Origin of the sequence: Paenibacillus anaericanus (assembly GCF_003994475.1) — a bacterium.
GTDB lineage: Bacteria > Bacillota > Bacilli > Paenibacillales > Paenibacillaceae > Fontibacillus > Fontibacillus anaericanus.
The window spans coordinates 41,598-63,922 of record NZ_RZNY01000028.1 but is presented as its reverse complement, the minus strand read 5'-3'; the positions used below and the strand labels follow the sequence as shown (position 1 = coordinate 63,922).

Genomic DNA, 22,325 nt, shown 5'->3' with positions numbered 1-22,325 from the left:
TCACTCACTCGTTGTTCAGTTTTCAAAGATCAACTTCGTTTTCGTTGTCGCTCATTGTCTCAGCAGCAACTCTTATAATATAACATGTTCACCCTGATTAAGTCAAGAAGTTTTTTTAAGATTTCTTTCAGCCAGTAACCTGACTGACACGATCCAACATCTTTTTCTTTTTTAGGGGCGAGATATAATTTATCATAATCCCAGCCCCAAAGTCAACCCTTTATCTACAATATTTTATTTTATTGTTTTGCCTGAGGAAACCATCCCCTACGAACATACTTTGAAAGCTCTTTTGACGGCGCGAACCTGGCATACATTTGGAACACTGTTTTATATCGTTTAGCAATCGAATGGCGTATATCTTGGTCCAGACGATGATCCCCCATGTCCAGCAGCATTTCATCTAACTCTTTTCTGAGTACATAATCTAGCTCTTTGTACTCTTTCTCATTAAACAACATTCCCAGCATTGCGCCTCATCTCCTCTTTTATCTAGATTTCAAATCTCTGAAGTTCTTGATGTTTGTCGTATAGCTACATTGGCTTGGGTCGCTCATATATTACGCTCGTTAAGTTTGATTAACCTTATCCCCACCAAAATAAACCGGCCCTTCCAACCGCTTTATTGGTATGCACATATTTTTGGTAAATTATGAATTATTATTAAATTTTATAATGTGACTAAATAGAAAGTAAGGGTACTTTCAATAATGGCAGCGATTAGTAACAACAACGTTATCCAGATGGATGCCCTTCCTGCTGTTTTCAAAAATCCCCCCCACTTAACTGTCCGTTCCGATTCATCTCTTGCACCCAATTCCCCTAATCCCTTCAAAACCATATATCCAAACTGAAGACCAAATCCGGAAGCGATCAATATCGCGGGGATTTCAATAATTCCATGTGGCAATAACCCTAAGACAATTAGATTAAACATATTCTCTCCTTGAGATGCAGCAGTAGTTAGTAGAAAACCAATAACCATTCCATTCATCATCAAAAAGAAAATCGGTAGCAATCCAAATAAAGCACCTGCAAAAATAATGACGATACTCTTCACAGCATTGTTAAGGAAAATAAACACAAAAAAGCTCCACTGCGGATTTGCAGACTCTGATAATTCCCGACTGTACTCCTGTAAACCCTGCAATTGCGGAGTGATTAGCTCCGTAATAAAATCAGCATTCAAAGTTCCAATAACGATACCAGCTGTAAAAAGAATCAATGACAATGCCATCATTTTCTTATAAAAAAATAAATCCTGTACAAATCTACGCAATGAAGTCATAAAAAAATCCTCCTGAAAACCGTATTTGTTTTACTAGCTAAGAAAAGTAATAACTTAAAGGTACGAGCATACATTGTAAAAGTGGACAAATCATTCTGATAACGAGAGGGGCTTAAAGCTCATGAACAACTTCTTCTATGTCCTGAACGGGAAGAGAATCAAAAAGTTTTTCTTTGTTTTCACTGCGGCCCTGTTTGCAGTAGGTATTATTTATGTAGAGAAGGGCCATGTTACGGTGTTCTCTGAAGAGAGCAGTCCTTCCGCTATCTACAGCGTGTCTACGGAAAAGAAAGTGATTGCCCTTACCTTCGATATTAGTTGGGGAGACAAGCGTACAGAGCCTATCCTTAATGTGCTCAAGGACAAAGGAGTACAAAAAGCAACGTTCTTCCTCTCTTCTCCTTGGAGTAAGACTCACCCTGAGATTGTAAAGGCAATTCAGCAACAAGGTTACGAAATCGGAAGCCATGGTCATAAACACGTCAATTACAGTGGACTGAACGAAGAAGAGATCACCCGCCAAATTTCCTCGGCACATTCTATTTTAACCGACTTAACTGGAAAAGAGCCAAAACTCCTTCGTCTTCCAAACGGAGATTTCGACAAACGTGTACTGAAAATCGCCCAAAGTAAAGGGTATAGCGTCATTCAATGGGATACAGATTCACAAGATTGGATGAACAAAGGGGTGCAGACTATCGTTGATCGAGTAGTGAGTAAAGCGCATCCTGGAGATATTGTTTTACTTCACGCCAGTGACTCTGTTAAACAAACGCATGAAGCCCTCCCCATTATTATCGATGAACTTCGCAAGAAGGGTTATGAATTTGTCACCGTCTCCGATTTACTTACAGAAGCAAGTGTCAAAGGCTCCGAAGTTCGCGATCAAACCTGGGTGCAACAAGAGATAAATAACGCTGCCGGTATGTAGTTCTCTTATAAGTAATTCAGTTTTTTTAATAATCCGGACTTCTGTAATTTCAGAAGTTCTTTTTTTATAGTTTTGTTGTAGATAAGGTAACTGAGATAACAAAAAAAGTTCAGGTTGTGCCCCCGAACTCTTAGCAATTGATGTATGTATTATTAACGATTCGCAGGCTTCAATAACCGGTGTAAAATCATAATTTGGTAAGCGTTACAAGCAATAAGCGGTGCACCGATCCATACCGTTGCTTGGTCAACGCCGATATTGAGCACACCAACCATCTCTACTATTGTCACGGAGATCATAAAGAATAATGTGGGAATCCAAGCTGAATTATTCGTTGCTTTCACTTTCAAATAAGCTGTAACACAAGAAATGACAAGAATAATGATACCCAGTACCACATCTGAAATTCCATTCTTCTCTTCGCCTAGAAAAACTCGGAGGAACAGCAGTTCCATTAACGCCAGAACGGTAAGTCCAATTTGTATATATCTCCATGTTACTTTTGAAAAAACACCTGATCCCATATAATTCAACATTAAATATGCAAAAAAGCCCATTTGAGAGTAAACACTAACCATAATTCCAACCCCGAGCAATATAGCCATATTCACAAAAAAATCAGCTGTTCCATTTAATTGTACGGTATGAGTCCATTGTAATAGCAATCCAGCTACAAGCGAAACAACCGCCCCAACTACCAAAGTTGTCCAAAGTAAATATATCCATTTTTTCAAGTTCAAAGATCACACCTCCGCAATTATTTTACCAACCTTTCCAGTAAAAAACCATTCTTTTCAATAGGATAATTCCTTTTTATGACCGCATACTAAGGACAGTGACGATAACAAGGAGGAAGGGACCATGAAATGGCTTGGTTACCGATGGTTATTATGCATCTTGTGTACATTTGCTCTTACGCTAACGGCCTGCGGTTCTGAACAAAGCTCTTCGTCTCAAGGTGGAGGATACAAGGAGACAAAGACCATGCTTTTAGATATCCTTAAATCGGATGAAGGAAAAAAGGCCATATATGAAGCTATAAGCAGCGGAGGTAGCAGCTCAAGCTCTAGTTCAGATTCTGGAGGAGGATCCAGCGGTGGTGGTGGAACTGTTGGTGTTAAAATGATTCTCCCTTCACAAACGAACGATGAAGTACGACTCGCTGTTAAAGACACGATCACCTCTCCAGAATATAAGAAAGAAATCGAAAAAATTATGACTGAGCCTAAATTTGCGGGGGATTTTGCTAAGGCGATTAACTCCGAGAGCAAGCAACTTCATTTACAACTAATCAAGGACCCAACTTATCAAAAATCAGTTGGCGAAATTATGAAGTCACCTGAAATGATGAAGATGTTTCTAGATCTCACGAAAACTTCAGATTATCGCAAACAGTCCATGTCTGTAGTTCAAGAAACGATGCAAAGCCCCTTGTTCAAAATGGAAATAATGGAAATACTAAAGGCCGTTGTTAAGGAACAGCTCGAGCCCAAGATCACTGATTCGAAAAGTGGTGGTGAAGGCGGATCAGGAGAATCGGGAGATTCAGGTGGCGATAGTGGCGGTGGCGATAGTAGTAGCGGAAGTGGTGGTAGTGGATCTTCTTAACCGGAAAGACGAATTACACATTGCATTTAAAAAGACTGACCACTTGGTCAGTCTTTGCTGTATTTATTCATAACTTGTTTGGCCATATCGTTATAAATCTTCCCGATCAAACTATCTTCCTTATAAACGGAAGGTGAAAAATCAAGTTCTGAAGGATGGTTGTCCGGCGCTCCAAGTGGGATCTGGGCAAGCAAGTCGGTATGAAGGGTCTCTGCCAACTGTGCCCCGCCGCCTCTGCCAAATACATAATCCTTACTCCCACAAGCCTTACATTCGTAATAAGCCATATTTTCTACCACACCCAACACTTCGTGCTCTGTTTGAAGCGCCATCGCCCCCGCCCGAGCTGCCACGAATGCCGCAGTTGCATGTGGAGTCGTCACAATGATCTCGCGGCTTTGCGGAAGCATTTGATGCACATCAAGTGCGATGTCACCAGTACCTGGAGGTAGATCTAATAACATATAATCTAATTCTCCCCAGTCAACATCGCTGAGAAACTGCCGAAGCATCTTACCAAGCATCGGCCCACGCCAGATAACGGGATTGTTCTCACGAATAAAGAACCCCATCGACATTACTTTGACGCCAAAACGTTCAACAGGAATAATGGACCCATCCTCAACGATAGGAGTCTCTTCGATCCCCATCATATCCGGTACACTGAACCCGTAGATATCAGCATCAATAAGCCCAACCTTCTTACCAGAGCGAGCAAGAGCTACAGCTAAATTAACAGTTACGGTTGACTTACCTACACCGCCTTTTCCACTAGCTATGGCAACGAAGTTCACTTTAGTATTAGGATCTAGAATCGGAAGTTGTTCTAACCCAGCTGCACGACCTTTAAAACGCTCTTCATTCGGAGCAGAAGAAATAGATTCCTCAAGTTCTGAGCCAAGCGCTTCCTCCCTCTCCTGCTCTGATGCCTCTCTAAGTCGAAGATGTACATCTTTTACTCCTAGCTCAGAAAGACGCAGGCGGATTTCACTCTCCAGTTTCTCTTGCAAATCCTTGCTCTTTTCTAAACAGATAACCGTAAGCGAGACGCGGTCCTCTTTGACCATCATATCGCGAATCCACTGCATCTCAACCAAGCTTCGCTTTAATGTAGGTTCAATAATTGGAAGCAGCGCATTCTGAAGTTCTTCCTTCGATAACAATGACAGCACCTCGACTTCATCTCATATCGTATTAACTATAATAATAATTTATTATAGCATTATCTGCCATTTAACGCTCAGTTCTCACTCTTTTCGCCAGCAGTATATCGTAGAATCCCCTTGTAAATCGCGCCAGCGACTTTACGCTGATAAGCGTCATCCTTCAACCACTTCGACTCCTCAGGATGCGATAGAAATCCAACCTCTACCAAGATGGCAGGGATTTTTAGCGCATCTAATAAATACACGGTCTTATCTGATTGTTTGGCAACTCGATCGGTATTCTCTAGATTGACTTTTAACTCCTGCTGCACAAGTTGAGCCAAATTCACACTATCCTCATTCTGTTTATTATAGAACGTCTGCGCTCCGCTCCATCGTGAGGAAGGTACGCTATTCATATGAATGCTCAGAAACAACTTCGCTTCCTTCTCTTCTATAAATCGTACACGCTGCTTGAGATCTTCTGATTTTCGCTTCTTATAACCTTTTGTATCCGCTCCTGCCAAGTCACGATCATCTTCTCGCGTCATAACTACTATAGCCCCTGCTTGTTGCAAATAATCCCGTAAATACAAGGCCACCGCCAGATTAATATCCTTCTCGATGATCCCTTGTTTACTTACTGCCCCTCCATCCGGCCCACCATGACCTGCGTCTAAGGCAATGGTTACACCGGCCAACGGCAGACTCCAGTATTTCCATACTTTCGTTGTAGGAATTTCATAGACTGCTATTGTCAGCAATATCCCCAGTAACCCTAACCCAATCAGCATCTTTTTTACACGGCTGAAGGAAATAGATACAAACAACTTATCTTTTGAGCCCATAAAAAAGCCACCTCCGTCCCCATAATGACAATACTCATCTATATGGGACAAGGTGGACAAATATACCTAACAAGGCTGTAGTTCTCATTAAATTACAACTTGATGGCTCATACCCTCGATCAATACTTTGGCCACTTCTGGCCGCGTAAACTCTGGTGGTGGACATACCCCATCACGCAGTAACGCTCTTACTTTTGTGCCGGATAAAGTCAAATGATCTTCACTAGGATGAGGGCATGTCTTGCTGGACGCCATGTTACCACATTTAGTACAGAAGAAACTATGTTCGAAGAACAATGGCGAGATTCCTAATTCTTCAGTTGTAAAGTTAGAGAAGATTTCCTGCGCTTCATACGTCCCATAATAATCTCCTACACCTGCATGATCACGACCAACAATAAAATGGGTACAACCGTAATTTTTCCGTACCATAGCGTGGAAGATCGCTTCCCGTGGTCCCGCATAACGCATGGCTGCCGGGAATACACCTAGAAATGTACGGTTCGCAGGATAATAATTCTCTAACAGAGTCAAATAACTTTGCATCCGCACATCAGCAGCGACATCGTCCGATTTCGTCTCACCAACAAGTGGATTCAGAAAAAGTGCATCCACGATCTCCATAGCGCTCTTCTGGATATACTCATGTGCCCGATGAACTGGATTACGGGTTTGAAAACCAACAACAGTTCTCCAACCCTTCTCAGCAAAAATAGCGCGAGTCACGGCAGGATCATAATAAAACTCCCCAAATCGCTCTGGCCGCGGACGATTAAGCACCTTAATAGATCCACCTAAATAAATCGGCGACCGCTCCATTAATTTTTTCACACCAGGATGCTCTGGATCTTCCGTTTTGAACACGTTTTTGACTTCAACAGTTTGATCAACCTTATAAATACTTCCTATCTCAAGTAGCCCGTAAACTACCCCATCTTTTTCACCCACTAAGGCTACTTCCTGTTGGACCGTAAGACTTAGAGCTTGTTCTTCACTGACAGACAACGTAATAGGAATACTCCACACCGTACCATCTGCGAGTCTCATTGAACTCACAACAGAATGATAATCTTCTTCATTCAAGAAGCCCGTTAACGGAGAAAACGCACCCACACCAATTAAATCGAGATCCGATATCGTCCATGCATTAATCTGAATCACTGACAAATTCTTCGCAGCTAGTAATAAGTTTTCACGTTCTTCACCTGTAATAACACGATTGATCAGAGTACCCCCATGTGGTGCAATTGCAGTCATACATTTCTCCCCTTCGTTATATGCATATAGTATATTTATTTATGCAATCCGCATTCCGTCTTCTCGGACCCTGCCCAGCGTCCAGCACGTGGATCCTCCCCTGGCATAACCTGACGAGTACATTGCTGACACCCAATACTAGGGAAATTCTGATCATGGAGAGGATTGTATATAATATCGTTCTTGCGAATATAATTCCACACATCATCCGTACTCCAACTCGCCAATGGATTGAACTTAACTAGTCCAAATTTGCTATCATACTCAACTTTCTTTGCATTAGCCCGTGTCGGCGCTTGATCTCGGCGGATCCCCGTTATCCATGCATCATACTGAGATAAAATTCGCGTTAATGGCTCTACTTTTCTAATACCACAACATGCATTTGCATCTGTAGTCCACAATTCCTCACCATGTTGTAATGACTGTTCTTCAGGAGTTAATTTCGGAGATACCCGTACAAACTCTAGATCATATCTAGCAGCCATGGCATCGCGTGTCTCATACGTTTCTTTGAAATGATAATCCGTATCTAGATAAAAGATATCACTAGTAGGACTGATCTGTTGCAGCATATCTACGAGCACAACATCTTCTGCTCCAAAGCTACAAGCAAATGTTAAATGCGGAAATGCTTCTACTGCCCAAGCAATTACCTCCTCCGCAGATGCTGACTCCAGTTCCTCTGCCTTAACCTTGATCAATTCTTCCTTTTCTAATAAGTTCATTCCTTCTCCTCCTCAGACAATACATAAATAAGGAAATAGTCCTACTAAACACATTTGAATTATATATTAAAGTATAAAACTTTCCAGCAATAAGTCAATAATACAAAAAAAGAACCCTCTCTCGATTTCTCGAAAGAGGGTTCTTGAATGAACTGAAAATATTAACGTTTGGAGAACTGTGGCGCGCGACGAGCGGCTTTAAGACCGTATTTTTTACGTTCTTTCATCCGTGGGTCACGAGTCAAGAATCCTGCTTTTTTAAGAGCTGGACGAAGTTCTGGATCAGCTTTAAGCAATGCACGTGAAATACCGTGACGAATTGCTCCTGCTTGACCAGATGTACCGCCACCATGTGCGATAACTAGTACATCATAACTACCAAGCGTTTCTGTCAAATTAAGTGGTTGTTTAACAATCAGCTTAAGAGTCTCCAGACAAAAATATTCATTGATGTCGCGTTTATTAATGACAATGCGTCCTTCACCCGGTACAAGGCGAACACGAGCTACCGAATGTTTACGACGACCTGTCCCATAGTATTGTACTTGAGCCATGAAACTGTCCTCCTTTTAATTATCCGCGAAGTTCGTAAACTTCAGGTTTTTGTGCTGCATGTGGATGCTCAGCGCCAGCGTATGCTTTCAATCTAAGCTTCATTTTCTCGCCTTGGCGAGTTTTTGGCAACATGCCATGAATAGCAAATTCAATCATACGTTCAGGGTAAGTTCTAAGCAAGTCTTGAGCGACTGTAACTTTCAAACCACCTTGGTGCATGGAGTGACGGTAGTATTTCTTGTTTTCCATTTTCTTACCAGTTAGTGTAATCTTCTCAGCGTTAATTACGATAACAAAGTCACCGCCATCAACATGAGGAGTAAATTCGGGTTTGTGTTTACCGCGAATGAGTGCTGCAGCTTCGCTAGCCAATCGGCCTAACGTTTTGCCAGTGGCATCAATAATGTGCCATTTGCGCTCAACTTCGCTTGGCTTAGCAATATAAGTGGTACGCATGTAAAGATCCTCCTTCATTCTCGTCCGAAATAGTCCATTAATGCTGAATATGATCAACAATTCAGATTGCCGAACAACTCAGCCCATTTATCTTCGATCGTTGTTATTATCTTGTAAGCTAACATTAATTTTACTGTTGTTTTGGTCTTCTTAATTGGGGGCCGTGGGATAGCCATTAAGAAAACACAACTTTTATTCTACAGGATGTAAAAATAATACGCAAGTCTTTTTTCGTATTATTTCAGTTTAATCGAATAAATCTCCGAACACATCCAGCACTGACTTTTTCTTCTTATGTTGATGTCCTTTATTATATCCATGCTTTTGATCCCTGTAATCGTAGGCCTGATGCGACTGAGAACTAGATCCTTGATTCAAGTTAGGGGATTGACGGTTCACTTCTTTGCGGTCATATTCTGATTCGCCCTCACGATTACCATACCATTCGTTAAATGCGGGACGAATCTCACGTATTTCACTCAACAGTTTATCAAGCTCTCCCCTGTCAAGCCATACACCTTTGCATTCAGTACACACATCAATCAAAACTCCATCCTTCTCTACTTCTCTCATACGAACATTATCACATACAGGACACTTCATTCAGGTAGACCCTCCTATGGTTTGTTTTGTATATGCTACGTACAAATGTACCTATAGGTTTCGTTTATTCATCAGCTATCTCGGAATTTAACAAAAGAACCTCTTCATTAAATTCTACCTTCCACAACATCAGACCCTTACTCTCTGCTGTTGGACCTGCAGCCATACGATTCTTCTTTTCTAGGATATTTCCCATATCCTCTGGTCGACGCTTACCTTCACCAATCTCAAGTAAGGTCCCCATAATAATCCGAACCATATGTTGAAGAAACCCATTGCCAGTTATATAAAAGTGTATGATTCCTTGCTCGTGTGTACCCGGATAGTCAGAAGACGTATCTACTACCATTTGTGCCTCATAGATCGTACGTACATGACTCGTCTTAGTCGAACGCCGGGAAGCAAATGAAGTATAGTCATGGGTGCCCACTATATACTTCAATCCCTCACGCATAGCCGATAAGTCAAGCTTACCTGGGTGATGGTATTGTAAATTGCGTTGGAACACATCAGGTACACGATTGCCGTTAATCGAATACCTATAAGTCTTCCGCTTAGCCGAACGGCGAGAATGGAAGTCCATCGGCACTTCACGTACCTCAGTCACTCTTATATCGCTGGGGAGACGGCCATTTAGCGCTAACCGCCAACGTTCAAGTGGTATAAGTGAAGAGGTACTAAAGTGGAATGGCTGTTCACGAGCATGTACCCCAGCGTCAGTGCGACCAGAGCCGTGAATCTTCACAACTTCACCCGTCAAGTGAACTATTGCTGCTTCCAAATGATCCTGTATTGTGTTCCCACCAGGTTGGGTTTGGAAGCCGTAATAGTTCGTTCCATCATAACTGACAGTCATAAACACATTACGCAACAGACACCCTCCTTTCGCTATATCGTGAACAGTCTATAGAATGAACAACTCACTCTCATTACATGGAAAAACTCTCCGATCGCGAGGCCTAAAGGTCGCGCTGACAGAGAGTTTTCTATTCCCCAAGAAAGGGAACTAGGATATACACCCTAGTGATTACGAACGGTCTACCAATTCCAGATAAACCATAGGTGCTGCGTCACCGCGGCGAGGTCCTAGTTTCAAGATACGAGTGTATCCACCTGGACGTTCGGAGTAACGAGTTGCGATATCTGCAAACAATTTTTGGATTGCATCTTGCTCTCCATCAATAGATTCGCGACGAACATAAGCTGCCACTTGGCGACGAGCATGAAGATCTCCACGCTTAGCCTTAGTGATCAGTTTCTCAGCGATAGAGCGAACTTCTTTCGCTTTAGCTTCTGTCGTTTGGATACGTTCGTATAAGAATAGGTCTGTTACCAGATCGCGAAACAAAGCTTTACGCGCACTGGAATCGCGGCCCAACTTTTGGTATGCCATGAGTTTTCCCTCCTTCGCTAGAACGATTCAAGCAGTTTATTCTTCCGTACGAAGACCTAATCCGAGCTCTTCGAGCTTTTCTTGTACTTCCTCTAAAGATTTGCGTCCGAGGTTACGAACTTTCATCATATCTTCTTCGGTTTTCGTAGTAAGCTCTTGTACCGTATTAATGCCGGCACGTTTAAGGCAATTATAGGATCGAACAGAGAGGTCAAGCTCCTCAATCGTCATTTCAAGAACTTTTTCTTTCTTGTCTTCTTCTTTTTCAACCATAATTTCAGCGTCTTTCGCTTCGTCCGTGAGACCCACGAACAAGAAAAGATGCTCGGTCAAAATTTTAGCACCGAGGCTAACTGCCTCTTCCGGTCTAATGCTACCATCACTCCATACTTCAAGCGAAAGCTTGTCGTAGTTCGTCACTTGTCCAACACGTGTATTTTCTACAACGTAATTGACACGAGTAATTGGGGTATAGATCGAATCAACAGGAATCACACCAATTGGTTGATCATCTCTTTTGTTCCGATCCGCCTGAACGTAACCACGGCCGCGGCCAGCAAAAATCCGCATGTGGAGTCTGGAACCCGGCTCAAGTGTAGCAATATGCAAATCCGGATTAAGAATTTCCACATCGCTATCCGCACGAATATCTCCAGCCGTAATAATTCCTTCGCCTTCCGCATCGATTTCGAGAGTTTTCTCTTCATCGGAGTGGATTTTGAGCGAGAGAGCTTTCAGGTTGAGAATGATCTCCGTAACGTCTTCCATTACGCCCGGAATGGTTGCGAATTCATGCAGAACACCATCGATTTGGACCGATGTTACCGCCGCACCCGGCAGAGAAGAGAGCAAAATCCGGCGAAGCGAGTTGCCCAGTGTGGTGCCATACCCACGCTCAAGTGGTTCTACTACAAATTTCCCATAGGTGCCATCATCGTTAACTTCAACGGTCTCAATTTTCGGCTTTTCGATTTCTATCACGAAGTACCCCTCCTTCAAAACGTCGTTCCTCTAGAAAATGCACATGCTCACTGAAGTCTATCAACTAGTATGTCTAAACAACCATTGTTACCAAATTGCGCTGTTGTTATACCACACTAAAGGCGGCTTCATTAAACGCGGCGACGTTTTGGAGGACGGCATCCGTTATGAGGAATTGGAGTAACGTCTTTAATTACGTTAACTTCCAGACCAGCCGCTTGCAAGGAGCGGATAGCGGCTTCGCGGCCTGCTCCTGGTCCTTTAACCATAACTTCAACGGTTTTCATACCATGTTCCATTGCAGCTTTAGCAGCAGATTCTGCAGCCATTTGAGCAGCAAATGGAGTTGATTTACGGGAACCCTTAAATCCTTGGCCGCCGGAGCTAGCCCAAGAAATTGCGTTACCGTGTGGATCCGTGATCGTTACGATCGTGTTGTTGAAGGTGGAGCGGATATGTGCCACACCCGATTCAATATTTTTACGGTCGCGACGTTTAGTACGTACGACTTTTTTCGGTTTAGCCATTGTCAGTTATCCCCCCTTCTTATTTCTTCTTGTTCGCTACAGTACGACGAGGACCCTTACGAGTACGGGCATTAGTCTTCGTACGTTGTCCGCGAACAGGCAGACCACGACGGTGACGCACTCCACGGTAGCAGCCAATTTCGATCAAACGTTTAATATTTAAGGAAATTTCACGACGAAGGTCGCCTTCTACTTTGACTTCTTTGTCGATCGTTTCGCGTAGTTTGCTAACCTCATCTTCCGTCAAATCACGAACACGTGTGTCATGATTGATGCCTGTCAATTTCAGGATTTTCTGTGAAGTCGTTTTACCGATTCCGAAAATGTAAGTTAAGGCGATCTCAACGCGTTTATCACGTGGCAAATCCACACCAGCTATACGTGCCATTTTACGCTACACCCCCTTCTTTAACCTTGTTTTTGTTTATGCTTTGGATTTTCACAAATCACCATAACATTGCCTTTGCGACGAATGACTTTGCATTTTTCGCACATAGGCTTCACAGAAGGTCTTACCTTCATGTTGATTACCTCCTAAAAGTTTTACGAATGTAAAACTGACTTCGAAAGCGTAAGCTCCGTTTTTGAGAAGCAAAACTCTCTTCGTAAGGATAAACTAAGTTTTACTGTAGTAAAACTGAATTCATAGTGTTGATTTTGTACATTGCGATGCATGAATTACCCGCAAATAAAACTCAACCCGAATATCATATCATAAATACTTTATAAATGGTATGGGTATCGGAACCAGAATCTATTTACGGTATGTGATACGACCTTTTGTAAGATCATAAGGTGATAATTGAATTACAACTTTGTCTCCAGTCAGTATACGGATAAAGTGCATCCGTAGCTTTCCAGAAACATGAGCGAGAATTTGATGACCATTCTCGAGCTCAACCTTGAATGTAGCATTTGGTAGCGGTTCTATAACCGTACCTTCGACTTCAATGACATCTTCCTTAGCCACAGTCAGTCTCCTTTCTTCTCAGCATTTATATTGGCGGATTCCACATAAGCATTCACTGCGTAACGCAGCTTAGCATTTGTTACTCGCCCGCTTTCTTGCAAACTATGAACAACCTCGCTGCTGATCATTGGCTGAAGTTCAAGATGCTGTATATTTTTACGCTTAGGCTGATCAAACTTCCGTTTGGCCCCATCTACAATCATAACGAACTTGTCGTCAATAATCTGCACAATTACGTAAAATGAACCTGCATCTTTACCTTTCAGAACTCTCACAATTTGACCAATTTGAACTTCAGAACATGGTTTCATATTCATCGTCTAATCGTCCAGCTTTGTAAGAATTTCCATACCATCCGGTGTGACTGCTACAGTATGCTCGAAGTGAGCACAGAGTGAACCGTCTACCGTAACGACCGTCCAATTATCTTCAAGCGTTCTAACATACCGTTTGCCGATGTTAACCATCGGTTCGATCGCAAGCACCATACCTGGTTTAAGGCGTGGACCACGATCCGGTGTGCCGTAGTTCGGAATTTGCGGTTCTTCGTGAAGGCTCGATCCTATGCCGTGACCGACATATTCACGAACAACAGAGAAACCAGCATTTTCGATGTATTGCTGAATAGCATGCGAGACAGTGAACAAACGGACATCAGGTTTGACGAGCGCGAGACCAGCAAATAGTGATCCTTCGGTGACTTCTAGAAGCCGCTTAGCTTCATCCGAAATCGTACCGATGGGATATGTCCACGCCGAATCTCCGTGAAATCCACGAAACTCTGCGCCGATATCAATACTGATGATGTCGCCTTCGTTCAATTTGCGTTTGCCGGGAAATCCATGTACCAACTCTTCGTTGACCGAAGCACAAATGCTGTAAGGGAAACCGTTGTAATCTTTAAAAGACGGCAAAGCGCCTTGACTACGAATGTACTTATCGGCGATTTGATCGAGTTCCCCCGTCGTAATTCCTGGCTCAATCGATTTCGCCATGAGCCTGTGCGTTTCCGCGACGATTCGCCCTGCTTCTCTCATAAAGCCTAGTTCCGTTTCGGATTTACATATGATCATTACACCTAACCTCGCAGTAAGGATACGATCTCTTGCGATACCGCACCGATTTCCTGTTCTCCATCAACTTCACGTAGCAAACCCTTTTCATCATAAAACTTGAGAAGAGGTGCTGTTTTGTTGATATATTCATCCAAACGAATGCCTACGCTCTCTTCATTATCATCAGAGCGTTGGTACAACTCGCCACCGCATTTATCACAAAGACCTTCTTGCCCCGGAGGATTAAAGATCACATGATACGTGGCTCCGCAGGACTTGCATATCCGACGTCCGGTTAGACGCGCGAGTAGCTTGTTCCGGTCCACTTTCAGGTTAATGACATGCTCCAGCTTGCGATCTAATCCGCTAAGCAAATCCTCCAGCGCTTCCGCTTGCGAAAGGGTTCTTGGAAAACCATCCAATAAGAAACCTTTTTCGCAATCGGACTGCTGTAGGCGCTCACGAACGATGCCAACCGTTACATCATCAGGCACCAGAAGGCCTTGATCGATATACTCCTTGGCTTTAATCCCAATGGGAGTTCCCTCTTTAATCGCCAGGCGAAATGCATCACCAGTAGATATATGGGGAATGCCAAATTCTTTAACGATGACCTCAGCTTGTGTTCCTTTTCCTGCTCCAGGAGGCCCCATGAATAAAATGTTCATGATTATCACTCCCTCCAAGATGACTCAATACAAGAAACAGAACAACAGGTACCAGGCGAGTTCATCAACCTGGAACCTATCGCCTATTTTTTAATGAAGCCTTTATAGTGACGTTTGATCAATTGTCCTTCAATTGTCTTCATCGTATCAAGTGCAACACCGATAACGATCAGGATTGAAGTACCACCGATTTGTACTGACTGCGGCAAACCAGCCAAAGCACCCAGCCCAACCGGAAGGATCGAAACAGCCGCAAGGAATATGGCACCAGTCATCGTCAAACGAGTTAATACCCGTGTCAGATAAGTAGCTGTTGCTTTCCCTGGACGAATCCCTGGAATATAACCACCATTTTTCTTCATATTATCAGCCATCTGCTGTGGATTCATCTGCACAAAAGTGTAGAAGAACGTAAAGCCGACGATCATAAGAACATAAAGTAACATCCCGAGCGGTTTCGTATGCGACAAGTTAGTTCCGACCCACTTAGCCCAACCATGCGTCGCCCAGAAATTAGCGATAATTACTGGGAACTGCAATAGCGAGGATGCAAAGATAACCGGAATAACGCCTGCTGCATTGATCTTCAATGGGATATGCGTATTCTGACCACCATACATTTTGTTACCAACAACACGTTTTGCATACTGCACCGGAATTTTCCGAATCGCCTGTTGGATGTAAATAACACCAATGATGATTAGTATCACCACGATGAAGATAGCCAAAAATTTAACTACATTCATGAATGTTTGATTATCAACGATAAATTCGGAATTAGCAATGCTTTGAATCATTGTTGGAAAACCAGCGACGATCCCTGCGAAGATAATTAACGAAATACCATTTCCAATACCTTTTTCAGTAATTTGCTCACCGAGCCACATTAAGAACGATGTACCTGCAGTCAGTACAATAGCAATAACAGCATAATCCGCAAATGTTGCATTTGGAATCATTTCAGTGCTGTACAGCCGATTGAAACCGTATGAAGTAGCAAAGGCTTGAATGATAGCCAAGATCACTGTACCGTAGCGAGTGACTTGAGCCATCTTCTTCTTACCATGTTCCCCTTGTTTAGCCCATTCCGCAAATTTCGGAATAACATCCATAGAAAGGAGTTGTACGATGATAGATGCCGTGATATAAGGCATAATCCCCAGAGCGAAGATGGAGAAATTCTTCAATGCTCCGCCTGAGAATGTGTTGAATAACCCTAGTAAACCATTCTCTGGACCTGTAGTTGATTGAAACACTGCTGCATTAACTCCCGGAACCGGAACAAAAGTACCGATCCGGAAAATAATGAAGATAAACAGTGTGAATCCAATACGATTACGCAGATCCTTGACATGCCATATGTTCTTAATGGTTTTGAACATTAGATCACCTCGGTTTTACCGCCGGCAGCCTGAATTTTATCTACCGCGGATTGGGAGAACTTATTCGCTTTAACTGTCAATTTGACAGTAACTTCACCGTTGCCAAGAATCTTGATGCCGCTTTTAGCATTTTTAACGATTCCTTGTTGTGACAACAGTTCTGGAGTTACTTCCGTATCCGCCGCAAAGTTGTTAAGTTCCTCGATGTTAACGATCGCATACTCTTTCCGCGTTGGATTAGTAAATCCGCGTTTCGGCAAGCGACGATACAGCGGGTTTTGTCCGCCTTCGAAGCCTGGACGCACACCACCACCGGAACGAGAATTTTGACCCTTATGGCCACGACCTGATGTTTTACCCGTACCGCTACCTGTACCGCGACCTACGCGTTTGCGTTCTTTGCGGGATCCAGGAGCTGGGGAAAGCTCATGTAGTTTCATCGTTCGTTGCACCTCCTTATTTATTGTTAGACTTACTTAGTTGACTACTCTTGAATTTCTTTAACAGCTATCAAGTGACTTACTTGATTAACCATACCACGAATAGCTGCGTTGTCGTTTTGAACTACAGAATCATTGATTTTGCGAAGTCCCAAAGTTTTCACGGTAGTACGTTGAGTCTCCGGACGACCGATCAAACTACGCACAAGGGTAATTTGCAGTTTAGCCATGAGATTCCCTCCTTAACCGAGAAGTTCTTCGACGGATTTGCCGCGTAATTTCGCCACATCTTCAGCACGTTTCAGACGGGACAAGCCCTCCAAAGTCGCGTTGACCATGTTGATGGAATTCGAAGAACCTAGGGATTTTGTTAAAATGTCGCCTACACCAGCCAATTCAAGTACTGCACGAACTGGACCGCCAGCGATAACTCCAGTACCTTCAGATGCCGGTTTCAAAAGCACACGTCCGGCACCAAAGTGTCCGATCACTTGGTGAGGGACAGTAGTCCCCACTAGAGGAACGAATACAAGGTTTTTCTTAGCATCTTCAATTCCTTTGCGAATCGCGTCAGGAACTTCGCCCGCTTTACCGATACCAGCGCCAACCCAGCCTTTGCCGTCGCCGACAACGACGAGTGCGCTAAAGCTGAAACGGCGTCCGCCCTTAACTACTTTAGCTACGCGGTTAATATTTACAACTCTTTCAGTTAGTTCTAAAGTGTTCGGATCTACACGCAAGTCGTTAACCTCCTTTTAGAAAATATCTTAGAATTCAAGGCCTGCTTCGCGAGCTGCATCAGCCAATGCCTGAATTCGTCCATGGTACAAGTAACCTCCGCGGTCAAACACAACGTTTTTCACGCCTTTGCCTTCCGCACGTTTTGCGATAAGTTCGCCAACTTTACGAGCAGCTTCAACGTTACTTCCGCTAGTCAACCCTTCGCTCAGTTCTTTATCGACTGTCGAAGCGGAAACAATTGTTACGCCAGCCACATCATCAATCAATTGTGCATAGATATGTTTGGAAGAACGGTATACGTTAAGTCTTGGACGAAGAGCCGTTCCTTGAATTTTTCTACGTACACGCAAATGTCTTTTAAGACGGGCTTTGTTTTTATCCGGTTTTGTAATCATGACTTCCATTTCACTCCTTTCGGTTTACCATAACAAGCATTTCCATTCAAGACGCCAAAAGGATGGGTCCGTTAAGAAGAGGTTTATTTCTTCTTACCGGCTTTACCTTCCTTACGAATGATGCGTTCGCCTTCATACTTGATCCCTTTACCTTTGTAAGGCTCAGGTGCGCGAACAGAACGAATATTTGCAGCGTATTCACCAACACGCTCTTTATTAATTCCATTAACGATGATCTTTGTATTCGTAGGCACATCGAATTCGATACCTGGTTCTGGAGTGATTTCTACTGGATGAGAGTATCCAACGTTTAGTACGAGTTTATCGCCGACTTTACTTGCACGATATCCTACCCCTACCAACTCAAGAGTTCTGGAGAAACCTTCTGTTACTCCACTCACCATGTTGTTAACAACACTCCGTGTTGTACCATGCAAAGAACGATGTAATTTATTATCTGAAGGACGCTCAATAGTAATCAAATTTTCCTCAATAATTACTTTGATGTCTTTATGAAGCTCACGAGTCAAGGAACCTTTAGGTCCTTTTACTGTAATTACGGAATTATCAAGTGTGATATCTACACCACTTGGTACTGTAATTGGTTTGCGACCAATACGGGACATTTATTGCACCTCCTTATTTTGTGACGTTAATTACCAAACGTAGCAGACAACTTCGCCGCCAGCTTTGGACTGACGAGCTTCTTTGTCGGTCATAATTCCTTTTGAAGTCGAGATAATAGCGATTCCTAGACCGCCGAGTACACGAGGTACTTCATTACTTTTCGTGTATACGCGAAGGCCCGGTTTACTAATTCTCTTCAAACCGGTGATAACACGCTCATTGTTTGAACCGTATTTAAGAAAAATACGAATCATACCTTGTTTGTTATCATCGATAAATTCTGCATCACGGATAAAGCCTTCACGCTTCAAGATTTCAGCGATTTGCTTTTTAATCGTTGAAGCAGGCATTTCAACCGTTTCGTGACGAACCGTATTGGCGTTACGAATACGAGTTAACATGTCTGCAATTGGATCTGACATAGTCATTCGTGTAAACCTCCTTCCCGTTGTTGATTGTTTACCAGCTTGCTTTTTTCACGCCAGGAATCTGGCCTTTATGAGCTAATTCACGGAAACAAATTCTGCATACTTTAAATTTTTGCAGTACCGAATGTGGACGACCACAACGTTCGCAGCGGGTATATGCCCGTACTTTGAACTTCGGCGTGCGTTGTTGTTTAACTTTCATCGAAGTTTTTGCCACTTAGCCTGACACCTCCTAAATAGTTTCGGAGAATTTATGAACGATTTATTTCGCGAAAGGCATGCCGAGAGCGGTCAGCAATTCACGAGATTCTTCATCGGTTTTCGCCGTCGTAACGAGGACGATATCCATACCGCGTACTTTATCAACTTGATCATACTCAATCTCAGGGAAGATCAATTGTTCCTTGAGGCCAAGTGTATAGTTTCCACGTCCGTCGAATGCTTTCGTCGATACACCGTGGAAGTCACGTACACGCGGAAGCGTTACGTTAAACAATTTGTCTAAGAAATGGTACATGCGTTCACCGCGAAGGGTAACCTTAACACCGATCGGCATGTTCTCACGAAGTTTAAATCCAGCGATGGATTTCTTCGCACGAGTGATAACTGGTTTTTGTCCAGCGATTAATTGCATATCATTAAGTGCAGCATCTAACACTTTGGAGTTGGCAACAGCGTCACCCACACCCATGTTGATAACTACTTTCTCAATTTTAGGCACTTGCATCACTGACGTATAGTTGAATTTTTGAACCAAAGCAGGTGTCACTTCGTTCAAAAAGCGCTCTTTCAATCTTGTTGTCATGAATCGTGGTCCTCCTTTCTTAACGTTTCTGGATTAGTCGATTACTTCTCCGGATCTTTTAGCAACACGAACTTTTTTGCCGTTATCCAGCACTTTGTAACCGATACGGGTTACTTTTCCGCTCTTTGGATCAACGTGCATCACGTTCGAAACATGAATCGGAGCTTCTTTTTCGATAATGCCGCCTTGTGGGTTCAGCTGATTTGGCTTTTGATGTTTCTTCACCATATTCACGCCTTCCACAAGCACACGGTTTTCACGAGGGTAAGCAGCGATAACGCGGCCTTTTTTACCTTTGTCTTTACCGGTAATTACAATAACTGAATCGTCTTTTTTGACGTGCAACTTATTGTTATGGGATTCTAGAATTTTTTTCAGTCTTGGCATTCTTTACACCTCCTGCTTCAAGGGTTGGCCGTGCCTTGCAGCACGTCTATATCGTTTTCACCGAAAGTCACTCTTTCGGTGACATATGTTTTAGATAACTTCCGGAGCCAAGGAAACGATTTTCATGAAGTCTCTATCGCGAAGTTCGCGAGCGACAGGTCCGAAAATACGAGTACCACGTGGGCTCTTGTCATCTTTTACAACGACAGCTGCATTCTCATCAAATGCGATGTAAGAACCATCTTTACGGCGAACGGAACGTTTAGTACGAACCACAACCGCTTTGACTACATCACCTTTTTTGACAACGCCGCCTGGTGTTGCTTGTTTAACAGAACACACGATTAGATCACCGATTGCTGCTGTACGACGTCCAGTACCACCGAGAACGCGGATACACATCAATTCCTTCGCGCCAGAGTTATCGGCTACATGCAAACGTGTAAATGGTTGAATCATGGATATTTCCTCCTTTCGGTTAAGCTATATGCAATTAGATAACAACAGCCACTTCAATGATTTCTGCTAGTCTCCAACGTTTGTCTTTAGACAACGGACGAGTTTCGGTGATTTTAACAACATCTCCGATTTTCGCAGTATTGTTCTCATCATGCGCTTTAAATTTTTTCGTATATTTAATGCGCTTGTGGTACAAATCATGCTTTTTGTATGTTTCTACAGCTACTACGATGGTTTTATCCATTTTGTCGCTGACGACTTTACCCACTTGCACTTTACGGTTATTGCGTTCGCTCATGGTTAGCCTCCTTCCTGAATTCAGACGCTAATGCGATGCTTAATTACATTAGCTAGTAATTCCAAGTACTCTCTCATGTAAAATTGTTTTAGCACGAGCTATTTCTTTCCGTACATCGCGGATGCGAGTAGGGTTATCAAGCTGGCCTGTAGCCAATTGAAAACGGAGATTAAAGAGTTCTTCTTTATATCCGGCGACTTTTTGTTCAATCTCAGCAGTGGTTAAGTTGCGAAGTTCATTAGCTTTCATTTGCTTCACCACCCAATTCTTCACGTTTCACAAACTTAGTTTTGATTGGCAGCTTGTGAGAAGCAAGACGCATAGCTTCACGTGCGACTTCCTCAGAAACTCCTGCAATTTCAAACATAATCTTGCCAGGTTTCACAACTGCAACCCATTTCTCAACGTTACCTTTACCGCTACCCATCCGGACTTCTAGAGGCTTCTGAGTAATCGGTTTGTCAGGGAAAATTTTAATCCATACCTTACCGCCACGTTTCATATAACGCGTCATTGCAATACGCGCAGCTTCAATCTGACGGTTGGTGATCCAAGATGGCTCAGTTGCTTGTAGACCGAATTCTCCGAAGTTTAGTTCGGTTCCGCCTTTAGCCATACCTCTCAAACTACCGCGTTGTTGTTTGCGGTGTTTTACACGTTTTGGTACCAACATGATTAGTTGCCTCCTTCCTTAGCAGCTTGCTGTTTCTTAGCCGGGGGAAGAATCTCTCCACGATAGATCCATACTTTTACGCCGATGATACCATAGGTCGTATGTGCTTCTGCTGTACCATAATCAATATCAGCACGAAGTGTATGAAGCGGAACAGTTCCTTCGCTATAGCCTTCTGTACGAGCAATTTCAGCACCGCCTACACGACCGCTGACTGCTGTTTTAATCCCTTTTGCTCCTGAACGCATAGTTCTTTGAATTGCTTGTTTCAACGCACGGCGGAAAGAAACACGACGTTCCAATTGTTGTGCGATACTTTCAGCAACTAGAATTGCATCAAGATCAGGGTATTTGATTTCAGAGATGTTAATGTGAACTTTTTTGCCTTTTGCAATTTTTGTAATTGCGTTACGCAAGTTTTCAACTTCCGCGCCACCTTTACCGATAACCATACCCGGCTTGGCAGTGTGGATAGTAACATTCACACGATTAGCTGCTCTCTCGATTTCAATGCGAGATACTGCTGAATCTTTAAGTTTGTTTTTCAAGTGTTCACGAATTTTTACGTCCTCCAGCAAAAGATCACCAAAATCTTTGCCTGCGTACCATTTAGATTCCCAATCGCGAATAACACCTATACGCAATCCAATGGGATTTACTTTTTGGCCCACACGTTT

Annotated in this window: 37 protein-coding genes; 2 read left to right on the top strand and 35 right to left on the bottom strand. The window is 43.1% G+C overall.

From position 1 onward, the window contains the following. Positions 1–239: 239 nt before the first annotated feature. Positions 240–470: a hypothetical protein gene (locus EJP82_RS23160; RefSeq protein ID WP_127194443.1), complete on the bottom strand. Its 231-nt coding sequence runs from the start codon at positions 468–470 to the stop codon at positions 240–242. A gap of 200 nt (positions 471–670) precedes the next feature. After that, complete coding sequence (locus tag EJP82_RS23155) at positions 671–1,288, bottom strand: stage II sporulation protein M (RefSeq protein ID WP_127194442.1); 618 nt, start codon at positions 1,286–1,288, stop codon at positions 671–673. A gap of 121 nt (positions 1,289–1,409) precedes the next feature. Between EJP82_RS23155 and pdaB the strand changes: the two genes are divergently transcribed. Continuing rightward, entirely contained in the window at positions 1,410–2,219 is an 810-nt protein-coding gene (gene pdaB / locus EJP82_RS23150; RefSeq protein ID WP_127194441.1) for a polysaccharide deacetylase family sporulation protein PdaB, read from the top strand. Between the two features lie 152 nt (positions 2,220–2,371). Here the strand turns inward: pdaB and EJP82_RS23145 are convergent, their stop codons facing one another. Next, positions 2,372–2,959 carry a KinB-signaling pathway activation protein gene (locus EJP82_RS23145; RefSeq protein WP_127194440.1) on the bottom strand — a complete coding sequence of 196 codons (588 nt, stop codon included), beginning with the start codon at positions 2,957–2,959 and terminating at the stop codon, positions 2,372–2,374. 121 nt (positions 2,960–3,080) lie between these two features. Between EJP82_RS23145 and gerD the strand changes: the two genes are divergently transcribed. Continuing rightward, positions 3,081–3,827 (top strand): spore germination lipoprotein GerD, encoded by a 747-nt coding sequence (gerD, locus tag EJP82_RS23140; protein ID WP_127194439.1) that lies wholly within the window; start codon positions 3,081–3,083, stop codon positions 3,825–3,827. 47 nt (positions 3,828–3,874) lie between these two features. Here gerD and EJP82_RS23135 read toward each other — a convergent pair whose 3' ends face one another. From EJP82_RS23135 to rpsC, 32 genes are all read right to left on the bottom strand, one after another. Continuing rightward, on the bottom strand, positions 3,875–4,990 hold the full coding sequence (locus tag EJP82_RS23135; RefSeq protein WP_127194446.1) for a P-loop NTPase: 1,116 nt from the start codon (positions 4,988–4,990) through the stop codon (positions 3,875–3,877). 77 nt (positions 4,991–5,067) lie between these two features. Next, positions 5,068–5,820 (bottom strand): N-acetylmuramoyl-L-alanine amidase CwlD, encoded by a 753-nt coding sequence (cwlD, locus tag EJP82_RS23130; protein ID WP_127194438.1) that lies wholly within the window; start codon positions 5,818–5,820, stop codon positions 5,068–5,070. A gap of 87 nt (positions 5,821–5,907) precedes the next feature. Beyond that, positions 5,908–7,077 carry a sulfate adenylyltransferase gene (gene sat, locus EJP82_RS23125; RefSeq protein ID WP_127194437.1) on the bottom strand — a complete coding sequence of 390 codons (1,170 nt, stop codon included), beginning with the start codon at positions 7,075–7,077 and terminating at the stop codon, positions 5,908–5,910. Positions 7,078–7,112: 35 nt separating this feature from the next. Further along, positions 7,113–7,805 carry a phosphoadenylyl-sulfate reductase gene (locus EJP82_RS23120; RefSeq protein WP_127194436.1) on the bottom strand — a complete coding sequence of 231 codons (693 nt, stop codon included), beginning with the start codon at positions 7,803–7,805 and terminating at the stop codon, positions 7,113–7,115. Positions 7,806–7,966: 161 nt separating this feature from the next. Further along, a complete protein-coding gene (gene rpsI / locus EJP82_RS23115) occupies positions 7,967–8,359 on the bottom strand; it encodes a 30S ribosomal protein S9 (protein ID WP_127194435.1) in 393 nt (130 codons plus the stop codon). Between the two features lie 19 nt (positions 8,360–8,378). After that, entirely contained in the window at positions 8,379–8,816 is a 438-nt protein-coding gene (rplM, locus tag EJP82_RS23110) for a 50S ribosomal protein L13 (RefSeq protein WP_127194434.1), read from the bottom strand. Between the two features lie 246 nt (positions 8,817–9,062). Then, complete coding sequence (locus EJP82_RS23105; protein ID WP_127194433.1) at positions 9,063–9,419, bottom strand: TFIIB-type zinc ribbon-containing protein; 357 nt, start codon at positions 9,417–9,419, stop codon at positions 9,063–9,065. Between the two features lie 64 nt (positions 9,420–9,483). After that, a complete protein-coding gene (gene truA / locus EJP82_RS23100; protein WP_127194432.1) occupies positions 9,484–10,290 on the bottom strand; it encodes a tRNA pseudouridine(38-40) synthase TruA in 807 nt (268 codons plus the stop codon). A 156-nt stretch (positions 10,291–10,446) separates the two neighbouring features. Further along, a complete protein-coding gene (rplQ, locus tag EJP82_RS23095; protein WP_127194431.1) occupies positions 10,447–10,812 on the bottom strand; it encodes a 50S ribosomal protein L17 in 366 nt (121 codons plus the stop codon). 36 nt (positions 10,813–10,848) lie between these two features. Beyond that, the gene (locus tag EJP82_RS23090; RefSeq protein WP_127194430.1) at positions 10,849–11,793 is read right to left on the bottom strand and encodes a DNA-directed RNA polymerase subunit alpha; all 945 of its coding nucleotides are present in this window, start codon (positions 11,791–11,793) and stop codon (positions 10,849–10,851) included. Positions 11,794–11,924: 131 nt separating this feature from the next. Then, positions 11,925–12,320 carry a 30S ribosomal protein S11 gene (gene rpsK / locus EJP82_RS23085; RefSeq protein ID WP_127194429.1) on the bottom strand — a complete coding sequence of 132 codons (396 nt, stop codon included), beginning with the start codon at positions 12,318–12,320 and terminating at the stop codon, positions 11,925–11,927. 19 nt (positions 12,321–12,339) lie between these two features. Further along, positions 12,340–12,708, bottom strand: a complete 369-nt coding sequence (rpsM, locus tag EJP82_RS23080) for a 30S ribosomal protein S13 (RefSeq protein WP_127194428.1) — start codon at positions 12,706–12,708, stop codon at positions 12,340–12,342. Between the two features lie 20 nt (positions 12,709–12,728). Next, entirely contained in the window at positions 12,729–12,842 is a 114-nt protein-coding gene (rpmJ, locus tag EJP82_RS23075) for a 50S ribosomal protein L36 (RefSeq protein WP_037291536.1), read from the bottom strand. A gap of 232 nt (positions 12,843–13,074) precedes the next feature. Further along, positions 13,075–13,290: a translation initiation factor IF-1 gene (gene infA / locus EJP82_RS23070; protein WP_028559500.1), complete on the bottom strand. Its 216-nt coding sequence runs from the start codon at positions 13,288–13,290 to the stop codon at positions 13,075–13,077. Between the two features lie 2 nt (positions 13,291–13,292). Then, positions 13,293–13,607, bottom strand: a complete 315-nt coding sequence (locus tag EJP82_RS23065) for a KOW domain-containing RNA-binding protein (protein ID WP_127194427.1) — start codon at positions 13,605–13,607, stop codon at positions 13,293–13,295. Positions 13,608–13,610: 3 nt separating this feature from the next. After that, positions 13,611–14,363 carry a type I methionyl aminopeptidase gene (map, locus tag EJP82_RS23060; RefSeq protein ID WP_127194426.1) on the bottom strand — a complete coding sequence of 251 codons (753 nt, stop codon included), beginning with the start codon at positions 14,361–14,363 and terminating at the stop codon, positions 13,611–13,613. A 5-nt stretch (positions 14,364–14,368) separates the two neighbouring features. Beyond that, positions 14,369–15,013, bottom strand: coding sequence for an adenylate kinase (locus tag EJP82_RS23055; protein WP_127194425.1), 645 nt, complete (start codon positions 15,011–15,013; stop codon positions 14,369–14,371). Between the two features lie 83 nt (positions 15,014–15,096). Next, complete coding sequence (secY, locus tag EJP82_RS23050) at positions 15,097–16,395, bottom strand: preprotein translocase subunit SecY (protein WP_127194424.1); 1,299 nt, start codon at positions 16,393–16,395, stop codon at positions 15,097–15,099. Beyond that, positions 16,395–16,835, bottom strand: coding sequence for a 50S ribosomal protein L15 (gene rplO, locus EJP82_RS23045; RefSeq protein ID WP_127194423.1), 441 nt, complete (start codon positions 16,833–16,835; stop codon positions 16,395–16,397). Before rplO ends, secY begins: the two co-directional genes overlap by 1 nt. Positions 16,836–16,879: 44 nt before the next feature. Beyond that, the gene (gene rpmD / locus EJP82_RS23040) at positions 16,880–17,065 is read right to left on the bottom strand and encodes a 50S ribosomal protein L30 (RefSeq protein WP_127194422.1); all 186 of its coding nucleotides are present in this window, start codon (positions 17,063–17,065) and stop codon (positions 16,880–16,882) included. Positions 17,066–17,077: 12 nt separating this feature from the next. Beyond that, a complete protein-coding gene (gene rpsE / locus EJP82_RS23035) occupies positions 17,078–17,575 on the bottom strand; it encodes a 30S ribosomal protein S5 (RefSeq protein ID WP_110931228.1) in 498 nt (165 codons plus the stop codon). 27 nt (positions 17,576–17,602) lie between these two features. Next, positions 17,603–17,971 carry a 50S ribosomal protein L18 gene (gene rplR, locus EJP82_RS23030; protein ID WP_127194421.1) on the bottom strand — a complete coding sequence of 123 codons (369 nt, stop codon included), beginning with the start codon at positions 17,969–17,971 and terminating at the stop codon, positions 17,603–17,605. A gap of 83 nt (positions 17,972–18,054) precedes the next feature. Beyond that, positions 18,055–18,597, bottom strand: coding sequence for a 50S ribosomal protein L6 (gene rplF / locus EJP82_RS23025; protein WP_127194420.1), 543 nt, complete (start codon positions 18,595–18,597; stop codon positions 18,055–18,057). A gap of 30 nt (positions 18,598–18,627) precedes the next feature. Further along, positions 18,628–19,026 (bottom strand): 30S ribosomal protein S8, encoded by a 399-nt coding sequence (rpsH, locus tag EJP82_RS23020; RefSeq protein WP_127194419.1) that lies wholly within the window; start codon positions 19,024–19,026, stop codon positions 18,628–18,630. Positions 19,027–19,057: 31 nt separating this feature from the next. Further along, positions 19,058–19,243 carry a type Z 30S ribosomal protein S14 gene (locus EJP82_RS23015; RefSeq protein WP_054025317.1) on the bottom strand — a complete coding sequence of 62 codons (186 nt, stop codon included), beginning with the start codon at positions 19,241–19,243 and terminating at the stop codon, positions 19,058–19,060. Between the two features lie 45 nt (positions 19,244–19,288). After that, positions 19,289–19,831 (bottom strand): 50S ribosomal protein L5, encoded by a 543-nt coding sequence (gene rplE / locus EJP82_RS23010; RefSeq protein ID WP_127194418.1) that lies wholly within the window; start codon positions 19,829–19,831, stop codon positions 19,289–19,291. A gap of 33 nt (positions 19,832–19,864) precedes the next feature. Further along, on the bottom strand, positions 19,865–20,218 hold the full coding sequence (rplX, locus tag EJP82_RS23005; protein ID WP_211350252.1) for a 50S ribosomal protein L24: 354 nt from the start codon (positions 20,216–20,218) through the stop codon (positions 19,865–19,867). Positions 20,219–20,308: 90 nt separating this feature from the next. Further along, a complete protein-coding gene (rplN, locus tag EJP82_RS23000; RefSeq protein WP_127194417.1) occupies positions 20,309–20,677 on the bottom strand; it encodes a 50S ribosomal protein L14 in 369 nt (122 codons plus the stop codon). A 34-nt stretch (positions 20,678–20,711) separates the two neighbouring features. Then, the gene (rpsQ, locus tag EJP82_RS22995; protein WP_127194416.1) at positions 20,712–20,975 is read right to left on the bottom strand and encodes a 30S ribosomal protein S17; all 264 of its coding nucleotides are present in this window, start codon (positions 20,973–20,975) and stop codon (positions 20,712–20,714) included. 48 nt (positions 20,976–21,023) lie between these two features. Next, the gene (gene rpmC, locus EJP82_RS22990; RefSeq protein ID WP_127194415.1) at positions 21,024–21,224 is read right to left on the bottom strand and encodes a 50S ribosomal protein L29; all 201 of its coding nucleotides are present in this window, start codon (positions 21,222–21,224) and stop codon (positions 21,024–21,026) included. Beyond that, on the bottom strand, positions 21,214–21,648 hold the full coding sequence (gene rplP, locus EJP82_RS22985; RefSeq protein WP_127194414.1) for a 50S ribosomal protein L16: 435 nt from the start codon (positions 21,646–21,648) through the stop codon (positions 21,214–21,216). Before rplP ends, rpmC begins: the two co-directional genes overlap by 11 nt. Before the next feature lie 2 nt (positions 21,649–21,650). Continuing rightward, entirely contained in the window at positions 21,651–22,319 is a 669-nt protein-coding gene (gene rpsC / locus EJP82_RS22980) for a 30S ribosomal protein S3 (RefSeq protein ID WP_127194413.1), read from the bottom strand. Positions 22,320–22,325 lie beyond the last annotated feature (6 nt).